The organism is Mesorhizobium oxytropidicola (assembly GCF_056174625.1).
The window spans coordinates 482,201-497,148 of sequence record NZ_CM149692.1; the positions used below are offsets into that span (position 1 = coordinate 482,201).

The window sequence follows — 14,948 nt, forward strand, 5'->3', positions numbered from 1 at the left end:
CCGTGGGACACTTTTTCAGAGCCTGGATCACGTTAAGGTTAGGCGCCGCCGTCGCGCTCCAATTTCGCCTGAATTGTGCTACAGGGCGTCCCGACGATCGGCGGGACGCCTGTTTCTCGGCCACAGCTGCGATCGCCGGCTTTGTTTTTATGCACGTCGTCTTCCCAAAACCGGGGCCACTTTTGGGCGACATGCAATAGGCTCCTCGACGATCGGATTCCCCTTGGACAAAGAACTCAAATACGGGCTGGGCAATTACCAGCAGATGCGTCGGCTGGTGCTTGCCGTGCTCGTGGTGCTGCTGTTTCTGGCGCTGCTGTTCGGCCAATCGACCTTCCCACCCGAAACGCCGGTGCATGAGACGATCGAGATGTTCGGCGTGCTGCTGATCTTCCTCGGCATCGTCGGGCGGCTTTGGGCGACGCTCTATATAGGCGGGCGCAAATCCTCCGAGGTGGTGACGGGCGGACCCTATTCGATCACCCGCAACCCGCTCTATGTGTTCTCGACGGTGGCCGCGGCCGGCGTCGGCGCGCAGATCGGCTCGTTCTCGGGCATCATCCTGTTCGCGCTGCTGTGCGCGGGGGCCTTCCATATTGTCATCCTGCGCGAAGAGAAATTTCTCAAGGAAGCGCTCGGCGCGCCCTATCAGGCCTATTTGGACAAGGTGCCGCGCTTCTTCCCGAAGCTTTCCCTCTACCAGGAGGGCGATACAGGCAGCTTCAAGCCGCGCCTGTTATTGACCACGCTGCTCGACGGGCTGGTGTTCCTGGTCGCGCTGCCGGCCTTCGAACTCATCGACGGTGCGCAGCAGTCGGGCATGCTGCCGGTCTGGTTCACGCTGCCTTAGACGTTGATAGGCAGAACAACCGCAACCCACAGCTTCGACGGCTTAACGGTCTGGCCACAGTGCTAGTGTAGCAATAATCGCGGCGAGCAAGGCCGCGAGGAATGCATGACGTCGAGCAATTGGGTGGTTACTTCCGTATCTGCGGCCAGACCTTCGCTTGTCCTAGCCTTGGTCTCTGCACTGTTCCTCACCTCTTGCGGCCTCTTCGCCGACGTGTGGCAGTGGAACCAGAAGCTGACCGTCGAGGTTCTTGTCGACGGCAAGGTGGTTTCCGGCTCGGCCGTATCTCACATCTGGTGGCAGGAAGCCAATGCGTTTGACGTCTATCCGTCAGGCTACAAAGGAGAGGCGACGGTGGTTGACCTCGGACAAGAGGCAAGCTCTTCGCGCTGATCGGCGAAGAGACCACATACATTGCCCAATACACTCTCGATGACAAACTGGGATACAGCCGCGGCGACTACGAGGGGCTTTTACCCGCTATCATGCGCTTTCGGGGCGCAAAGGACGTGCCTCGCGATCGTTATCCGGTGCTCGTCACCTTCACAGATACCAGCAATCCGAAGACGATACGCAAGGTGGATCCGCACAATCTTTCGGCGACATTTGGTCCTGGCATTTCTCTGGTGCGTGTCGTGCTCGAAATTACCGATGAAAAAACGGCATTCGGGAAAGTTGAACCGATCCTGCCCTGGCTCAGTTGGCCGCGCGAGAGGTTCCTTGCGGCCGGGGGCGGTATAACTCCCTTGAAGATTCCCGGCGAGTCGATAGGCAGAACCAATTTTGTACGGAAAGGGTCATGAGCACCTCAGCGCTTCGCACGACCTTGAGGTGTGTCGGTAGCTAATCAAGTTGTCCGGTTTGGTAGCACATTATTTGTCCGCTTCTGTTTTGCGTCGAAGCGGTTCACGCGGCTTGCCTGATGCGGCAAGTTTCTTCGATTGCGGTGCCGTCCGGCGTGTATCGAGCAATGCGGCGCGGCCCATGGAAGACCGCAAGCGTCCCATCCGGATAGTGCCTGATCTTGACCGTGGCTTTGACGAAGTGATGTCGGATCGGGCTGTGCGGCAGCTGCAATCGCAGTCGCGCGAAGGCGACCGTGTTGTCGCGGGCAACGACGCGCTCCTCCTCGATGCACAGGATCTGGGACAGTTGCTGCGGGTCGACGGCAACAAAGGCGCTGTCTTCAACCGCGGCCGGCCTGGCGAAGCGGGCATTGTGAGCCGGCAGATAGGTCTGTGCGATGAAGCGGTTGGCGGCCTGGATATCCGCAATGCCGGCCAGGGCCAGTTCCTTGGGCAACCGATCCTGCAAGGTCGCGAACATCCGCTCGGAGCGCCCCCTGGCTTCGGGCGAATAGGCCGGGATATGCTCGATGCCCAGATGCCGCAGCGCCCGTCCGACTTGGGTCAGCCGGCTCTTGTCGACCGCCTCGCCGGCCTTGAGCGTGACGAAATAATGGCTGCCACGATCGGTGTAGAGGCTTGACGGCAATCCCTTGGCGACAAAGGTCTCCAGAAGTCCCTGAAAGCTCGACGCCGTGCCTTCCTCCCCAATCAGGAAGGCCGAATAGATCGTGCTCGTCGCGTCGTCCATCGTCACGATCAGGTCGAGCATAGGCTGGCTGTCCAACCAGGCATGCCGGCTGCCATCCTGATGCAGCATCATCCCCTCGCACGGCTTCCTTTCGCGCTTGCGCCGGTGAGCACCGCGCCGCTTGGCCCGTTCAACCAAGCCTGCCGCGTGAAGCTGCGTCTTGATGAAGGTATAGCCCCAGCTGAAGTTGTGATCGCGCAGCAGGTGCTCGTGGAAATGCTTCACATTCCAGCCAAGGTAGCGATGACGATAAAGCTCCAGCATCTCCTCGATCGCTTCCGCAGGCACCCGACGGGTCGAAAGCTTGCCTAACCGTCGATCGAGCAACCCAGCTTCCCCAGCCTCTTCATAGCGGTCGCGGTAACGCCGGAATTGCCGCTCCGACATCCCCAACAACTCACCAGCCTCCAGCATCGAAAGATCGCCGCCATTCCAACGGCTCAAAACGTCCCGAAACTTCTGCATTCTCCGGCCCTGTAGCCATGCCGTCCGTCTCATCCTCAGCCTCCAGCGGGCTGACGATAAAACCGGACAACTCATGTGCTACCTAATCCGGACAACTCATCTGCTTACGACACGCACGACCTTGAGGTGTTGCACAGTCGCCGTCTTTGACGTATAGGACCGCCGTTCAAGAAAACCGCCCGGCAGGGCATGCCGTGGCGGTTTCATTTGCTTTTCGGGCTTTGGTCGGCCCGGAGCGAACAAGAAGCGCGATAGTGCGCCAACTAGACGGAGTAGCAAAATGCCCAAGATGAAGACCAAATCGGCCGCCAAGAAGCGGTTCAAGATCACAGGTACGGGTAAAGTCCTGTCGGCTGCGGCCGGCAAGCGTCACGGCATGATCAAGCGTTCCAACAAGTTCATTCGAAATGCCCGCGGCACGATGGTTCTGGCTGAACCGGATGGCAAGAAGGTCATCAAGAATTTTCTGCCGAACGGCCTCTAAGGCATTCGGTCTGGACACGCAGTAGTTTTACGCAATTCCGAACGGAAAGCCGCAGGCACCTGGAATTGCTTTTAAGGAGATCATGACATGGCACGCGTAAAGAGAGGCGTCACCTCGCACGCCAAGCACAAGAAGGTCCTGAAAGCCGCCAAGGGCTTCTACGGCCGTCGCAAGAACACCATCCGCATCGCCAAGCAGGCGGTGGAAAAGTCGCTGCAGTACGCTTATCGCGACCGCAAGAACCGCAAGCGCTCGTTCCGCGCGCTGTGGATCCAGCGCATCAACGCCGCGACCCACGAGCACGGCCTGACCTATGGCCGCTTCATCGATGGTCTCAACAAGGCCGGCATCGAGATCGATCGCAAGATCCTGTCCGACATGGCCATCCATGAGCCGCAGGCTTTCGCCGCGCTCGTGGCCAAGGCCAAGGTCGCGCTCGAATATCTGAAGAACACCACGCCGAACGCTTTTGAAAGCGCTGTCGCCTAAGACCAGCGCTTCCCAAGCATTCGCAATTCTGATTATGGGGAACCCGCGCTGGCACGGCTGGCGCGGGTTTTTCTTATGCCTGACATCAACTTGAACGTGACTTTCACGTTAGCGCAGATTTCCAACGTAGCGAGTTTGACCGTGAACGACGCAACCACTGGCCTGGATACGCTTGAAAGCTCCCTTCTGGCCGACATCGCATCGGCCGCCGACGAGCCGGCCATCGAGGCCGTGCGCATCGCCGCATTCGGCAAGAAGGGCACCGTGTCCGAGATGCTGAAGACGCTTGGCGCCATGACCGCCGAGGAGCGCCAGCTCAAGGGCCCGGCCATCAACGGCCTCAAGAACCGTGTGACCGAGGCGCTGACGGCCCGTAAGGCCGAACTCAGGGATGTGGCGATCGCCGCGCGGCTGGCCGCGGAAAAAGTCGACGTGACGCTGCCGGTGCGGCAGTCGCCGGCCGAGCGCGGCCGCATCCATCCGATCAGCCAGGTCATTGACGAGATCGCGGCGATCTTCGGCGATCTCGGCTTCGCCATCGCCGAAGGTCCGGACATCGAGACCGACTATTACAATTTCACCGCGCTGAATTTCCCCGAAGGCCATCCGGCGCGCGAGATGCACGACACCTTCTTCTTCCAGCCGGACGAGAAGGGCGAGCGCAAGCTTTTGCGCACCCACACCTCACCGGTGCAGATCCGCACCATGGAGAAGCAGAAGCCGCCGATCCGCATCGTCATTCCGGGCAAGACTTATCGGCAGGATTCGGACGCCACCCACTCGCCGATGTTCCATCAGGTCGAGGGGCTGGTGATCGACAAGACAGCGAACGTCGCCAACATGAAGTGGGTGCTGGAGGAGTTCTGCAAGGCCTTCTTCGAGGTGCCCTCGGTCAAGATGCGCTTCCGTCCGTCCTTCTTCCCGTTCACCGAGCCAAGCCTCGAGGTCGACATCCAATGCGACCGCTCGCGGCCCGGCGAAGTGCGCTTCGGCGAAGGCTCCGACTGGATGGAGATCCTCGGCTGCGGCATGGTGCATCCCAACGTGCTGCGCGCCGGCGGCCTCGATCCCGACGAGTATCAGGGCTTTGCCTGGGGCATGGGCATCGACCGCATCGCCATGCTGAAATACGGCATGCCGGACCTGCGCGCCTTCTTCGACGCGGATGTGCGCTGGCTGTCGCATTACGGTTTCAGGCCACTCGACATGCCGACGTTGTTCGGCGGGTTGAGCGCATGACAGCGCCCCACATTGGCGGCTGCCGCTGCGGCGCCGTGCGGTTCGAAGCTTCGGCTGAGCCGCATCACGTCAGCTATTGCCATTGCGGCGATTGCCGGCGGGCGAGCGGCGCGCCGGTATCGGCCTTTGTCGGCTTTCTGGTCGACCAGGTGGCTTTCACCGGCAAGGCGCTGAAGATGTACGAGAACGGGCCGGTGACGCGCTCCTTCTGCGGCGTCTGCGGCTCGCCCATCGCCTATGTCGACGAGCGGCTGGAGGACGACATCTACTTCATGCTCGGCGCCATGGACATGCCGGCCGATTTCAGGCCGACGCACCATGCCTATGTCAGCGAGCAGCTGCCTTTCCTGCATATCTCCGACGACTTGCCGAGACATCTGAAATCAAGCGTCAAAAGACCAGACGGAACATTCCCATGAAATTCACTCTCTCCTGGCTCAAGGATCATCTCGAGACCGACGCCTCGCTCAACGAGATCGTCGAACGGCTGACGTCGATCGGTCTCGAAGTCGAGCATGTCGACGACAAGTCGAGCCTGAAACCCTTCGTCATCGCCAAGGTGCTGACGGCGGTGCAGCACCCGGATGCCGACCGGCTGCGCGTGCTCACCGTCGATACCGGCGACGGCAAGCCCCCCGTACAGGTCGTCTGCGGTGCGCCGAACGCCCGCGCCGGCCTGATCGGCGCCTTCGCCGCGCCCGGCACCTATGTGCCAGGCATCGACGTGACGCTGACGGTCGGCAAGATCCGTGGTGTCGAGAGCCATGGCATGATGTGTTCCGAGCGCGAACTGGAACTGTCCGACGAGCACAACGGCATCATCGACCTGCCGGCCGACGCGCCGGTCGGCACCAGCTTTGCGTCCTATGCGCATCTCGACGATCCGGTCATCGAGATCAATCTGACGCCGAACCGGCCCGATGCCACGAGCGTCTACGGCATTGCCAGGGATCTCGCCGCGAGCGGGCTCGGACGGCTGGTGGGTGGTGCGATCATGCCACATGTCGGCGAGGGGCTGTGCCCCTTGAAGGTCACGATCGAGGCGCCGGAACTCTGCCCCGGCTTCGCGCTGACGATGGTGAGGGGCGTCAAGAACGGCGCGTCACCAAAATGGTTGCAGCAGCGCTTGATCGCCATTGGTTTGCGCCCGATCAGCGCCCTGGTCGACATCACCAACTATGTCACTTTCGACCGCGGCCGGCCGCTGCATGTGTTCGACGCCGCGAAGGTGGCCGGCAACCTCGTGGTGCGCCGTGCCAGGGACGGCGAAAAAGTGCTGGCGCTGGACGGCCGTGAATACACGCTGACGCCGGAGATGTGCGTGATTGCCGACGACAATGGCGTCGAATCGATCGCCGGCATCATGGGCGGCGAACATTCGGGCTGCGATGAGAGCACCACCGACGTGCTGATCGAATCGGCGCTGTGGGACCCGATCGCAACCGCCCGCACCGGCCGTGCGCTTGGCATCATCACCGACGCCCGCTACCGCTTCGAGCGCGGCGTCGACCCCGAATTCATGGTGCCGGGCGTCGAACTCGCGACCAAATTGGTGCTCGATTTCTGCGGTGGAACGCCGACCGAAATGGAAGTGGCCGGCTATGCCGGGCACAAGCCGAAGATTGTGTCCTTCCCGCTGTCGGAAGTGAAGCGGCTGACGGGCATCGAGGTGCCGAAGGCGGAAAGCCTCGACATCCTCACCCGCCTCGGCTTCGAGCCGCAGGGCTCGGGCGACATCGTCAAGGTGAAGGTGCCTTCCTGGCGACCGGACGTCGACGGCAAGGCCGACCTCGTCGAGGAGGTGATGCGCATCCACGGCGTCGACAATATCGCCCCGCAGCCGCTCGGCGCGCATGACGCGGTCAATTCCAAGATCCTGACCACGCTGCAGGTCCGCACCCGCACGGCCAAGCGGGCGCTTGCCGTACGCGGCATGATGGAGGCCGTTACCTGGTCGTTCATCCCGGCCAAGCACGCCGAACTGTTCGGCGGCGGCCAGACGGCGCTGAAGCTTGCCAACCCGATCGCCGCCGACATGTCCGACATGCGGTCGTCGCTACTGCCGGGGCTGATCGCCGCCGCGCAGCGCAATGCCGACAAGGGCATTGGCGACGTGGCGCTGTTCGAGGTCTCGGGCACCTATGAAGGCGACGGCGCCGACCAGCAGCGGCGCGTCGCCGCCGGCGTGCGCCGCGGCACCGCCAAGCTCGACGGCTCAGGCCGCAACTGGGCCGGCAATTCGGGCCCGGTCGGCGTGTTCGACGCCAAGGCCGACGCGATTGCCGCCCTCGAAGCCTGCGGCGCGCCGGTCGACCGGCTGCAGATCGAGGCTGGCGGCCCGGCCTGGTACCATCCCGGCCGTTCCGGCACGATCAAGCTCGGGCCGAAGACCGTGCTCGGCACGTTCGGCGAATTCCATCCGAAGACGATGGAAGGGCTCGATGTTTCCGGTCCGCTGTGCGGTTTCGAAGTGTTCGTCGATGCCGTGCCCGAGCCGAAGGCCAAGCCGACGAAAACCAAGCCGAAGCTGGAGCTCTCCGCCTTCCAGGCGGTGAAGCGCGACTTCGCCTTCGTCGTCGACAGAGGCGTCGAGGCCGGCACGCTGGTCCGCGCGGCGTTGGCCGCCGACAAGAAGCTGATCACTGCGGTTTCGGTGTTCGACATCTTCGAGGGCACGTCGCTCGGCGCTGACAAGAAATCGATCGCCATCGAAGTGTCGATCCAGCCGGTCGAAAAGACGCTGACCGACGAGGATTTCGAGGCGCTGGCCAAGCGCATCGTCGAGCATGTCGGCAAGCAGACGGGTGGCGTGCTGCGCGGGTAGAACTTTCTGTTTTGACGTAATTCCGGACGGAAAACCGTCTTACACTTTTCCTGGAATTGCTCCGAAACTTGCGGGCAGATGGCGAATCGTCCTCCAAAGGGCGATGGAGCATCTGCGCTATTCCGGGCTGCCGTTCGAAGCACAACGCGCGGCGTTTCTCGACATCGTGTTGATGGACCCGCTGGTGCGCGACGCGCTGGCGCGTGCCCGCACGCTGGCTCTGCCGGACTGGCTGGTGGTTTCCGGCGCGCTTTACAACAGCGTCTGGAACCATCTGACCGGCAAGCCGTCAGGTTACGGCATCAAGGATGTCGACATGTTCTATTTTGACGACAGCGACCTGTCCTATGAGGCCGAGGACGCTGTCATTCGCCGGGCAGCACGGCATTTCGAGGGGCTGGCGCTGCCGGTCGAGGTGCGCAACCAGGCGCGGGTGCATCTGTGGTATCCGCAGAAATTCGGGCAGCCGTGCCCGCGCTATGCGAGTTCCAGCAAATCCGTCAGCCATTTCGCCTCGAAGACGCATGCGGTTGGGGTGCGATACGATGCTGACAGGCAATTGGAGCTGGTGGCGCCGTTCGGTCTCGACGATGTCTTCTCGTTCCGCATCACGCCGAACCGGGTGATGGACAACCAGCGGACCCATGAGGCGAAGGGGAAGCGGGCAAAGGAGAACTGGCCTGAGATTGAGGTGGTGCCGTGGTAGAGAAGTAGGCGCGAGGCGCCCCCCTCTGGCCTGCCGGCCATCTCCCCCACAAGGAGGGAGATTGGCAGCTTGGCCGTGCCGCCCTTCCTTCAAGCGCTGGTGATTGGCGAAAGCCGCGACGACATTCAATCTCCCCCCTTGTGGGGGAGATGTCCGGCAGGGACAGAGGGGGGCGCCTCGCGTTGGCGTCTCAACAAAATGGGGCGCCGAAGCGCCCCATTGCCTACCCATTCACCAGCGCCAGCAACTCCTCCGTATAGCGTTTGCCCATCACCTTATCCGGCGAAAGCGCGTCACCAATCGCCGCCACTTCGGCCGCATTCAGCTCGATCCCGGCCGCCGCCGTGTTCTGCTCGAGATGGCGAATTTTCCGCGCGCCGGGGATTGGCACGATGAAATCGCCTTGGTGCAGCACCCAGGCCAGCGCCAGCTGCGCCGAGGTCACGCCCTTTTCGGCCGCCATCCTTTCCAGCGTGGCGACAACCTTGGCATTGGCTTCCATGGCCTCGGCCTGGAAGCGCGGCAAGGTGCGGCGCCAGTCGCCATCGTCGAGCGTTTCGGGCCTGGCAATCGCCCCCGTCAAAAGGCCTCGGCCGAGCGGGCTGTAGGGCACGAAGCCGATGCCGAGTTCGCGGCAGACGGCGAGCACGTCGTCTTCCGGGTCGCGGCTCCACAGCGAGTATTCGCTCTGCACGGCCGCGATCGGGTGCACGGCATGCGCCCGGCGGATGGTCGCGGCGCTCGCCTCTGACAGGCCGAGCGCGCGCACCTTGCCCTCGCGCACCAACTCGGCCATGGCGCCGACCGTGTCCTCGATCGGCACGTTGGGATCGACCCGGTGCTGGTAGTAGAGGTCGATGACATCGGTGCCCAGCCGCTTCAGCGAGGCTTCGGCCACCGCCTTGACGTGCTCGGGGCGGCTGTCGACGCCAGCCATGCGGTCGAGGCCGGTGCCTTCCTCCAGAATCTTGAAGCCGAATTTGGTGGCGATCGTCACCTTATCACGCACCGACTTCAGTGCCTTGCCGAGCAAGATCTCGTTCTCGTAGGGGCCATAGACTTCCGCCGTGTCGAAGAAGTTGACGCCGATCTCAACGGCGCGGTGCAACGTGGAGATCGCCTCTGCCTCCGGCTGGCCGCCATAGGCGAAACTCATGCCCATGCAGCCGAGGCCGACGGGATAGACGTTCAGTTCAGTTCCTAGCTTGCGGTTTTGCATCACGCGTCTCCTTGTTGTGATGCCGCTGATGTAGTGCCTTGCATTATGCTCGATAATCGGCTCATCTTTGCACGGGTCGTTCTAAGAAATAGATCAATGAACCGAGCGCATCTCTCCCAACTGGCCGTGCTGGCAACCGTCGCCCAATGCGGCAGTTTTCGCGGCGCGGCCAGGGAATTGGCCATCGCGCCATCGGCGGTCAGCCATGCGGTGTCCAGCCTGGAAGCGCGGCTTGGCGTGCGGCTGCTGGCGCGCAGCACCCGCAGCGTCGCGCCGACGGAAGAAGGCGCGCAACTGCTCGAACGGCTACGGCCGGCGCTATCGGAGATCGATCTGGCGCTGGAGACGGCGGTCGAAGCGCGCGACCGGCCGGCCGGGAACCTGCGGCTCAGCGTGCCGCGCACGGCAGCGCATCTGGTGCTGACGCCGCGGCTTGGCGCCTTTGCATCGGCCTATCCCGACATCGTGCTGGAGATCGTCATCGAGGATCGCTTCACCGATGTGGTGGCAGGCGGTTTCGATGCCGGCGTGCGGCTTGGCGAGAGCCTGCAGCGCGACATGATCGCGGTGCGTATCGGGCCGGACATGCGCGGCGCGGTGGTCGGCGCGCCGTCCTATTTCGCGGCCATGCCGAGACCGCATCATCCGCGCGATCTTGCCGATCATCGCTGCATCCGCTTCCGCTTCTCCAGCGGGATCCTCTACCGTTGGGAATTCGAAAAGGATGGCGAGGAAATCGAAATCGCCGCCCAAGGCCCGCTGATCCTCGACGAGGACCATCTGATCGCGCAGGCGGCGGTCGACGGCGCTGGTCTTGCCTTCGTCTTCGAGCCCTATGTCCGCGCGCCGCTGGCCGATGGCAGGCTGATCCGCGTGCTGGAGGACTGGTGCCCGGCCTTCGAGGGCTTCTTCGTCTACTATCCCAGCCGCCGGCAGATGCGCCCGGCGCTGAGGGCGTTCGTGGACTTTTTCAAGGTGAGTGGTTGAAGCGCGACCACCCTCCCCCCTTGTGGGCCTTGGGGAGGGTGGAAGAAAGCGAGGCCCAGCAACGTTTGTCTCCCATGCAGTCAATCACCAACACGCCAACCCGCTACGGCTGGGCGACGATCCTCCTCCACTGGCTGATCGGGATCATCTTCATCGGCCAGTTCGCCCTCGGCTTCATCATGGTGCGGCTGACCAGCCAGCGCACCGCTTTCGAGCTGATCCAGCTGCACAAATCCCTGGGCTTTCTGCTGCTTGGCCTCATCATCCTGCGCATTGCCTGGCGGCTCGGCAATGCGGCGCCGCCCTTGCCGCCTTCGGTCGGCGTTCTGGAGCGGCGTACGGCGCCGCTCGCGCATCTGGCGCTCTATGCCTTCCAGATCGCCTTGCCCTTGTCGGGCTGGGCGCTGGTTTCGGTTTCGACGCTGGAAATCCCGACCATGCCGTTCAACCTGTTCGTGATGCCCAACCTGCCGCTCGCTGAATCCGATGCCGCCGAAAGCTTCTGGGCAGCGGCGCACTGGTATCTTGCCTATGCCGGCATCGCGCTCGTCGCGCTGCATGTGGCAGCCGCGCTGCGCCACCACTTCCTGCTGCGCGACAGCGTGCTCAGGCGTATAATCACACCTTCGTCAGGCGGGGAATAGAGCGGAGGCGCTGCGCGTTTGTGGGGGTGAGGACGCGAACAAGCGTTGCCTCCAGGAAAGGAACAATCCCATGCATGCGCGCATCCTTGGATTCGCGGCTTTTGCCGCATGCCTTGCCGTGCCCGCAGCCGCGGCCGTGGCGTTGAGCGACGCCGCCGGCAGCTACTCGGTCAGCCCGGCAGGCTCCAGCATCCGTTTCACCATAGGCAAGGCCGGCGGTGGCGGCTTCGATGGCGCCTTTGCCCGCTTCAAGGGCACGATCCGCATCGACAATGGTGATGTCGGGCGCTCGAAGGTCGACCTTACCATCTATCCGGAAAGCGTCGGCACCGGCCAGAGCCGCATCGACGCCTTCCTGCGCTCCGACGCGGTGTTCGATGCGGCCAACAGCCCGGAGATCCAGTTCCGCTCGACCAGCGTGACCCGCACCGGCGACACATCAGCTCTCGTCACCGGCAGGCTGACGGCGCGCGGCAAGACGTTTCCGGAAAAATTCACCGCCGAACTCGACGGGTTGAAGGGCGGCACGATCAAATTCCATGTCACCGGCAAGGTGCTGCGGTCACGCTACGGCATGGATGTCGGCACGCCGCTTTATTCCAACGTCGTCGACTTCGACATGACGCTGACGGGCAAGCGGGGCTAGTTGCTACGGCACTCCGCATTGGCTTTTCTATCGATTTCGGGCAAACCTCGTCGCCTGCAATCGTTGATGGAGATACGTAATGTTCCGATGGGGTGTGTTGTCGACGGCCAAGATCGGTCGCGAGCAGTTGTTGCCGGCAATCGTCGAGGCGGAGAACGGCGTGCTGTCGGCGATCGCCAGCCGCGACCTGTCGAAGGCCAAGGCCTTGGCCGACCGTTTCGGCGCCCGCCATGCCTTTGGCTCCTACGAGGAACTGCTCGCTTCCAAAGAAGTCGACGGCGTCTATATCCCGCTGCCGACCTCGCAGCATGTCGAGTGGACGGCGAAAGCCATTGAAGCGGGAAAACATGTGCTGGTCGAGAAGCCTCTCGCGCTCGACGCCAAGGATATTGCCCCCCTGATCAAGCTGCGCGACGCCAGAAAGGTGCTGGTCTGCGAAGCCTTCATGGTCATCTACCACCCGCAATGGATCAAGGTGCGCGACCTCATCGCCAGCGGCGCCATCGGCCGGCTGCGCCATGTGCAGGGCGCGTTCTCCTACTACAATGTCGACCCCAACAATATGCGCAACCAGCTCGACCTCGGCGGCGGCGCGCTGCCCGACATCGGCGTCTATCCGACGGTATCGACGCGATTTTCGACCGGCAAGGAGCCGCTGCGCGTGCAGGCGACGATCGAGCGCGACAAGACATTCGGCACCGACATCTACTCCTCGATCCGCGCCGATTTCGGCGATTTCGAACTGTCCTTCTATTTGTCGACGCAGATGGCGGCGCGCCAGGTGATGGTGTTCCACGGCGAGAAGGGCTTCATCGAGGTCTTTTCCCCGTTCAACGCCGGGCTCTACGATCATCACCGCGTCGAACTGCACAACCAGAACCACACCGAAGCGCAGGTGTTCCGCTTTCCCGGCACGCAGCAGTACCGGCTGGAGGTCGAAACCTTCGCGCGCGCGGCGCAGGGCGGCAAGGAGCGCGTCTTCACGCTGGAGGAATCCGTGCTCAACCAGAAGGTCATCGACGCCATCTTCCGCGCCGGCGGCAAGGACGGCTGGGAGGCCGTCTAAGTCTTTGCATTAATAGCCGGCTAATTCTGGGAGGAAAGATGGCTGACAATGCGGACGTGATCATTGTCGGCGCCGGCCTGGCAGGGCTGGTTGCCGCCGCCGAGCTTGCCGAGGCCGGCAAGAAAATCATCATCGTCGACCAGGAACCGGAACAGTCGCTGGGCGGCCAGGCGTTCTGGTCGTTCGGCGGGCTTTTCCTCGTCGATTCGCCCGAGCAGCGGCGCTTGTGCATCCGCGATTCGCATGATCTGGCGCTCGAGGACTGGATGGGCACCGCCGCTTTCGACCGGCCGGAGGATTTCTGGCCGCGCAAATGGGCTGAGGCCTATGTCGGCTTCGCCGCCGGCGAGAAACGTTCCTGGCTGATCGAGCGCGGCCTGAAATTCTTTCCTGTCGTCGGCTGGGCCGAGCGTGGCGGCGGCAACGCCATCGGCCACGGCAATTCGGTGCCCAGATTCCACATTACCTGGGGTACCGGACCCGGCGTGGTTGAACCTTTTGTCTTGCGCGTGCGCGAGGCGCAAAAGCGCGGACTGATCGACTTCAAGTTCCGCCACAGGGTCAATGAACTGACGCGGACGGGCGCTGTCATAGCCGGCGTGCGCGGCGACATCCTTGAGCCGAGCACGGTCGAACGCGGCCACAAGAGTTCGCGCGACATCTCAGGCGATTTCGAACTGCACGCGCAAGCGGTCATCGTCGCCTCCGGCGGCATTGGCGCCAACCACCAGCTGGTGCGGGAAAACTGGCCCAAGCGGCTGGGTGCCCCGCCGAAGCGCATGATCACCGGCGTGCCCGACCATGTCGACGGTCGCATGCTGGCGATCACCGAGGCCGCCGGTGGTTCGATCATCAACCGCGACCGCATGTGGCACTATGTCGAGGGCATCAAGAACTGGGCGCCGATCTGGACCGACCATGCGATCCGCATCCTGCCCGGCCCGTCCTCACTCTGGCTCGATGCCAGGGGAAAACGCCTGCCGGTGCCGCTCTATCCCGGCTTCGATACGCTGGGCACGCTCAGCCACATCATGAGCACCGGCTTCGACTATTCCTGGTTCATCCTGACCAGGAAAATCATCCAGAAGGAGTTCGCCCTGTCGGGCTCCGAACAGAATCCCGACCTGACGAACAAGAGCTGGTGGCAGGTGCTGGGCCGCGCGACATCAGGCATTCCCGGTCCGGTGAAAGCCTTCATGGAGAAGGGCGAGGATTTCATTGTCGAGGCCGATCTTTCGACCTTGGTGGCCCGCATGAATGCGCTCGCGGGCGGCGAGCCGCTGCTCGATGTCGCTGAGGTCGAGCGAGAAATCCGCGCCCGCGACAGGCAGCTCGACAATCCGTTCTCCAAGGACATGCAGATCACCGCGTTGCGCGGCGCGCGCGCCTATCTCGGTGACAGGCTGATACGCACGGCCAAGCCGCACAAGATGCTCGACCCGGCAAACGGCCCGCTGATCGCCGTGCGCCTCAACATCCTGACGCGCAAAACGCTGGGCGGCCTGGAGACCGATCTCGACAGCCGCGTGCTGGGCGCCTATGGCCAGCCGGTGCCGGGGCTCTATGCCGCCGGCGAAGCGGCCGGATTCGGTGGCGGCGGCGTGCATGGCTATGCGGCGCTGGAAGGCACGTTCCTCGGCGGTTGCATCTTTCAGGCCGCAGCGCGGGTCGAGCGGCGGCACGTTCGGTGGCGTGAAACGGCGTTACCGTGGCCCATAGTGAGACGCGAACCC

The 14,948-nt window shown here is 63.1% G+C and carries 15 protein-coding genes and 1 pseudogene; 14 read left to right on the forward strand and 2 right to left on the reverse strand.

Annotated elements, in window-relative coordinates; genetic code table 11:
- The first annotated feature begins 223 nt into the window (after positions 1-223).
- The 3 genes from AC0V8S_RS02250 (at position 224) to AC0V8S_RS02260 (ending at position 1,653) form a co-directional block, all read left to right on the forward strand.
- Positions 224-850: a methyltransferase family protein gene (locus AC0V8S_RS02250; protein ID WP_183464852.1), complete on the forward strand. Its 627-nt coding sequence runs from the start codon at positions 224-226 to the stop codon at positions 848-850.
- A 105-nt stretch (positions 851-955) separates the two neighbouring features.
- Positions 956-1,243 carry a hypothetical protein gene (locus AC0V8S_RS02255; RefSeq protein WP_475436687.1) on the forward strand — a complete coding sequence of 96 codons (288 nt, stop codon included), beginning with the start codon at positions 956-958 and terminating at the stop codon, positions 1,241-1,243.
- Positions 1,244-1,335: 92 nt separating this feature from the next.
- Complete coding sequence (locus AC0V8S_RS02260) at positions 1,336-1,653, forward strand: hypothetical protein (RefSeq protein ID WP_475436688.1); 318 nt, start codon at positions 1,336-1,338, stop codon at positions 1,651-1,653.
- 103 nt (positions 1,654-1,756) lie between these two features.
- Here the strand turns inward: AC0V8S_RS02260 and AC0V8S_RS02265 are convergent, their stop codons facing one another.
- Complete coding sequence (locus tag AC0V8S_RS02265) at positions 1,757-2,911, reverse strand: ISNCY family transposase (RefSeq protein ID WP_475434737.1); 1,155 nt, start codon at positions 2,909-2,911, stop codon at positions 1,757-1,759.
- 280 nt (positions 2,912-3,191) lie between these two features.
- On the opposite strand from AC0V8S_RS02265, the gene rpmI reads away from it, so the two are divergent.
- The 6 genes from rpmI to AC0V8S_RS02295 all read left to right on the forward strand — a co-directional run bounded on the left by rpmI (position 3,192) and on the right by AC0V8S_RS02295 (position 8,653).
- Positions 3,192-3,395, forward strand: a complete 204-nt coding sequence (rpmI, locus tag AC0V8S_RS02270; RefSeq protein ID WP_006201248.1) for a 50S ribosomal protein L35 — start codon at positions 3,192-3,194, stop codon at positions 3,393-3,395.
- 87 nt (positions 3,396-3,482) lie between these two features.
- Complete coding sequence (rplT, locus tag AC0V8S_RS02275) at positions 3,483-3,884, forward strand: 50S ribosomal protein L20 (RefSeq protein ID WP_006201247.1); 402 nt, start codon at positions 3,483-3,485, stop codon at positions 3,882-3,884.
- Positions 3,885-4,025: 141 nt separating this feature from the next.
- A complete protein-coding gene (gene pheS / locus AC0V8S_RS02280; RefSeq protein WP_183464849.1) occupies positions 4,026-5,123 on the forward strand; it encodes a phenylalanine--tRNA ligase subunit alpha in 1,098 nt (365 codons plus the stop codon).
- Positions 5,120-5,542: a GFA family protein gene (locus tag AC0V8S_RS02285; RefSeq protein ID WP_475436689.1), complete on the forward strand. Its 423-nt coding sequence runs from the start codon at positions 5,120-5,122 to the stop codon at positions 5,540-5,542. Before pheS ends, AC0V8S_RS02285 begins: the two co-directional genes overlap by 4 nt.
- Positions 5,539-7,947 carry a phenylalanine--tRNA ligase subunit beta gene (pheT, locus tag AC0V8S_RS02290; RefSeq protein ID WP_475436690.1) on the forward strand — a complete coding sequence of 803 codons (2,409 nt, stop codon included), beginning with the start codon at positions 5,539-5,541 and terminating at the stop codon, positions 7,945-7,947. Before AC0V8S_RS02285 ends, pheT begins: the two co-directional genes overlap by 4 nt.
- A gap of 103 nt (positions 7,948-8,050) precedes the next feature.
- Positions 8,051-8,653, forward strand: a complete 603-nt coding sequence (locus AC0V8S_RS02295; protein ID WP_475436691.1) for a nucleotidyltransferase family protein — start codon at positions 8,051-8,053, stop codon at positions 8,651-8,653.
- A gap of 223 nt (positions 8,654-8,876) precedes the next feature.
- Here AC0V8S_RS02295 and AC0V8S_RS02300 read toward each other — a convergent pair whose 3' ends face one another.
- Positions 8,877-9,872 carry an aldo/keto reductase gene (locus AC0V8S_RS02300; protein ID WP_475436692.1) on the reverse strand — a complete coding sequence of 332 codons (996 nt, stop codon included), beginning with the start codon at positions 9,870-9,872 and terminating at the stop codon, positions 8,877-8,879.
- Between the two features lie 96 nt (positions 9,873-9,968).
- Between AC0V8S_RS02300 and AC0V8S_RS02305 the strand changes: the two genes are divergently transcribed.
- From AC0V8S_RS02305 to AC0V8S_RS02325, 5 genes and pseudogenes are all read left to right on the forward strand, one after another.
- On the forward strand, positions 9,969-10,859 hold the full coding sequence (locus AC0V8S_RS02305) for a LysR family transcriptional regulator (protein ID WP_475436693.1): 891 nt from the start codon (positions 9,969-9,971) through the stop codon (positions 10,857-10,859).
- Between the two features lie 74 nt (positions 10,860-10,933).
- On the forward strand, positions 10,934-11,503 hold the full coding sequence (locus AC0V8S_RS02310) for a cytochrome b (protein WP_183464843.1): 570 nt from the start codon (positions 10,934-10,936) through the stop codon (positions 11,501-11,503).
- Positions 11,504-11,573: 70 nt separating this feature from the next.
- The gene (locus AC0V8S_RS02315; RefSeq protein ID WP_475436694.1) at positions 11,574-12,149 is read left to right on the forward strand and encodes a YceI family protein; all 576 of its coding nucleotides are present in this window, start codon (positions 11,574-11,576) and stop codon (positions 12,147-12,149) included.
- A gap of 79 nt (positions 12,150-12,228) precedes the next feature.
- Positions 12,229-13,215 carry a Gfo/Idh/MocA family protein gene (locus AC0V8S_RS02320; protein ID WP_475436695.1) on the forward strand — a complete coding sequence of 329 codons (987 nt, stop codon included), beginning with the start codon at positions 12,229-12,231 and terminating at the stop codon, positions 13,213-13,215.
- A 38-nt stretch (positions 13,216-13,253) separates the two neighbouring features.
- Positions 13,254-14,911: pseudogene (locus AC0V8S_RS02325) on the forward strand (FAD-binding dehydrogenase).
- The last annotated feature ends 37 nt before the right edge of the window (positions 14,912-14,948 follow it).

Coding starts and splice junctions, on each gene's coding strand:
- AC0V8S_RS02255 (WP_475436687.1), top strand. CDS start 956: ATGACGTCGAGCAATTGGGTGGTTACTTCCGTATCTGCGGCCAGACCT.
- AC0V8S_RS02260 (WP_475436688.1), top strand. CDS start 1,336: ATGCGCTTTCGGGGCGCAAAGGACGTGCCTCGCGATCGTTATCCGGTG.
- AC0V8S_RS02265 (WP_475434737.1), bottom strand. CDS start 2,911: ATGCAGAAGTTTCGGGACGTTTTGAGCCGTTGGAATGGCGGCGATCTT.
- rpmI (WP_006201248.1), top strand. CDS start 3,192: ATGCCCAAGATGAAGACCAAATCGGCCGCCAAGAAGCGGTTCAAGATC.
- rplT (WP_006201247.1), top strand. CDS start 3,483: ATGGCACGCGTAAAGAGAGGCGTCACCTCGCACGCCAAGCACAAGAAG.
- AC0V8S_RS02285 (WP_475436689.1), top strand. CDS start 5,120: ATGACAGCGCCCCACATTGGCGGCTGCCGCTGCGGCGCCGTGCGGTTC.
- pheT (WP_475436690.1), top strand. CDS start 5,539: ATGAAATTCACTCTCTCCTGGCTCAAGGATCATCTCGAGACCGACGCC.
- AC0V8S_RS02295 (WP_475436691.1), top strand. CDS start 8,051: ATGGAGCATCTGCGCTATTCCGGGCTGCCGTTCGAAGCACAACGCGCG.
- AC0V8S_RS02300 (WP_475436692.1), bottom strand. CDS start 9,872: ATGCAAAACCGCAAGCTAGGAACTGAACTGAACGTCTATCCCGTCGGC.
- AC0V8S_RS02305 (WP_475436693.1), top strand. CDS start 9,969: ATGAACCGAGCGCATCTCTCCCAACTGGCCGTGCTGGCAACCGTCGCC.
- AC0V8S_RS02310 (WP_183464843.1), top strand. CDS start 10,934: ATGCAGTCAATCACCAACACGCCAACCCGCTACGGCTGGGCGACGATC.
- AC0V8S_RS02315 (WP_475436694.1), top strand. CDS start 11,574: ATGCATGCGCGCATCCTTGGATTCGCGGCTTTTGCCGCATGCCTTGCC.
- AC0V8S_RS02320 (WP_475436695.1), top strand. CDS start 12,229: ATGTTCCGATGGGGTGTGTTGTCGACGGCCAAGATCGGTCGCGAGCAG.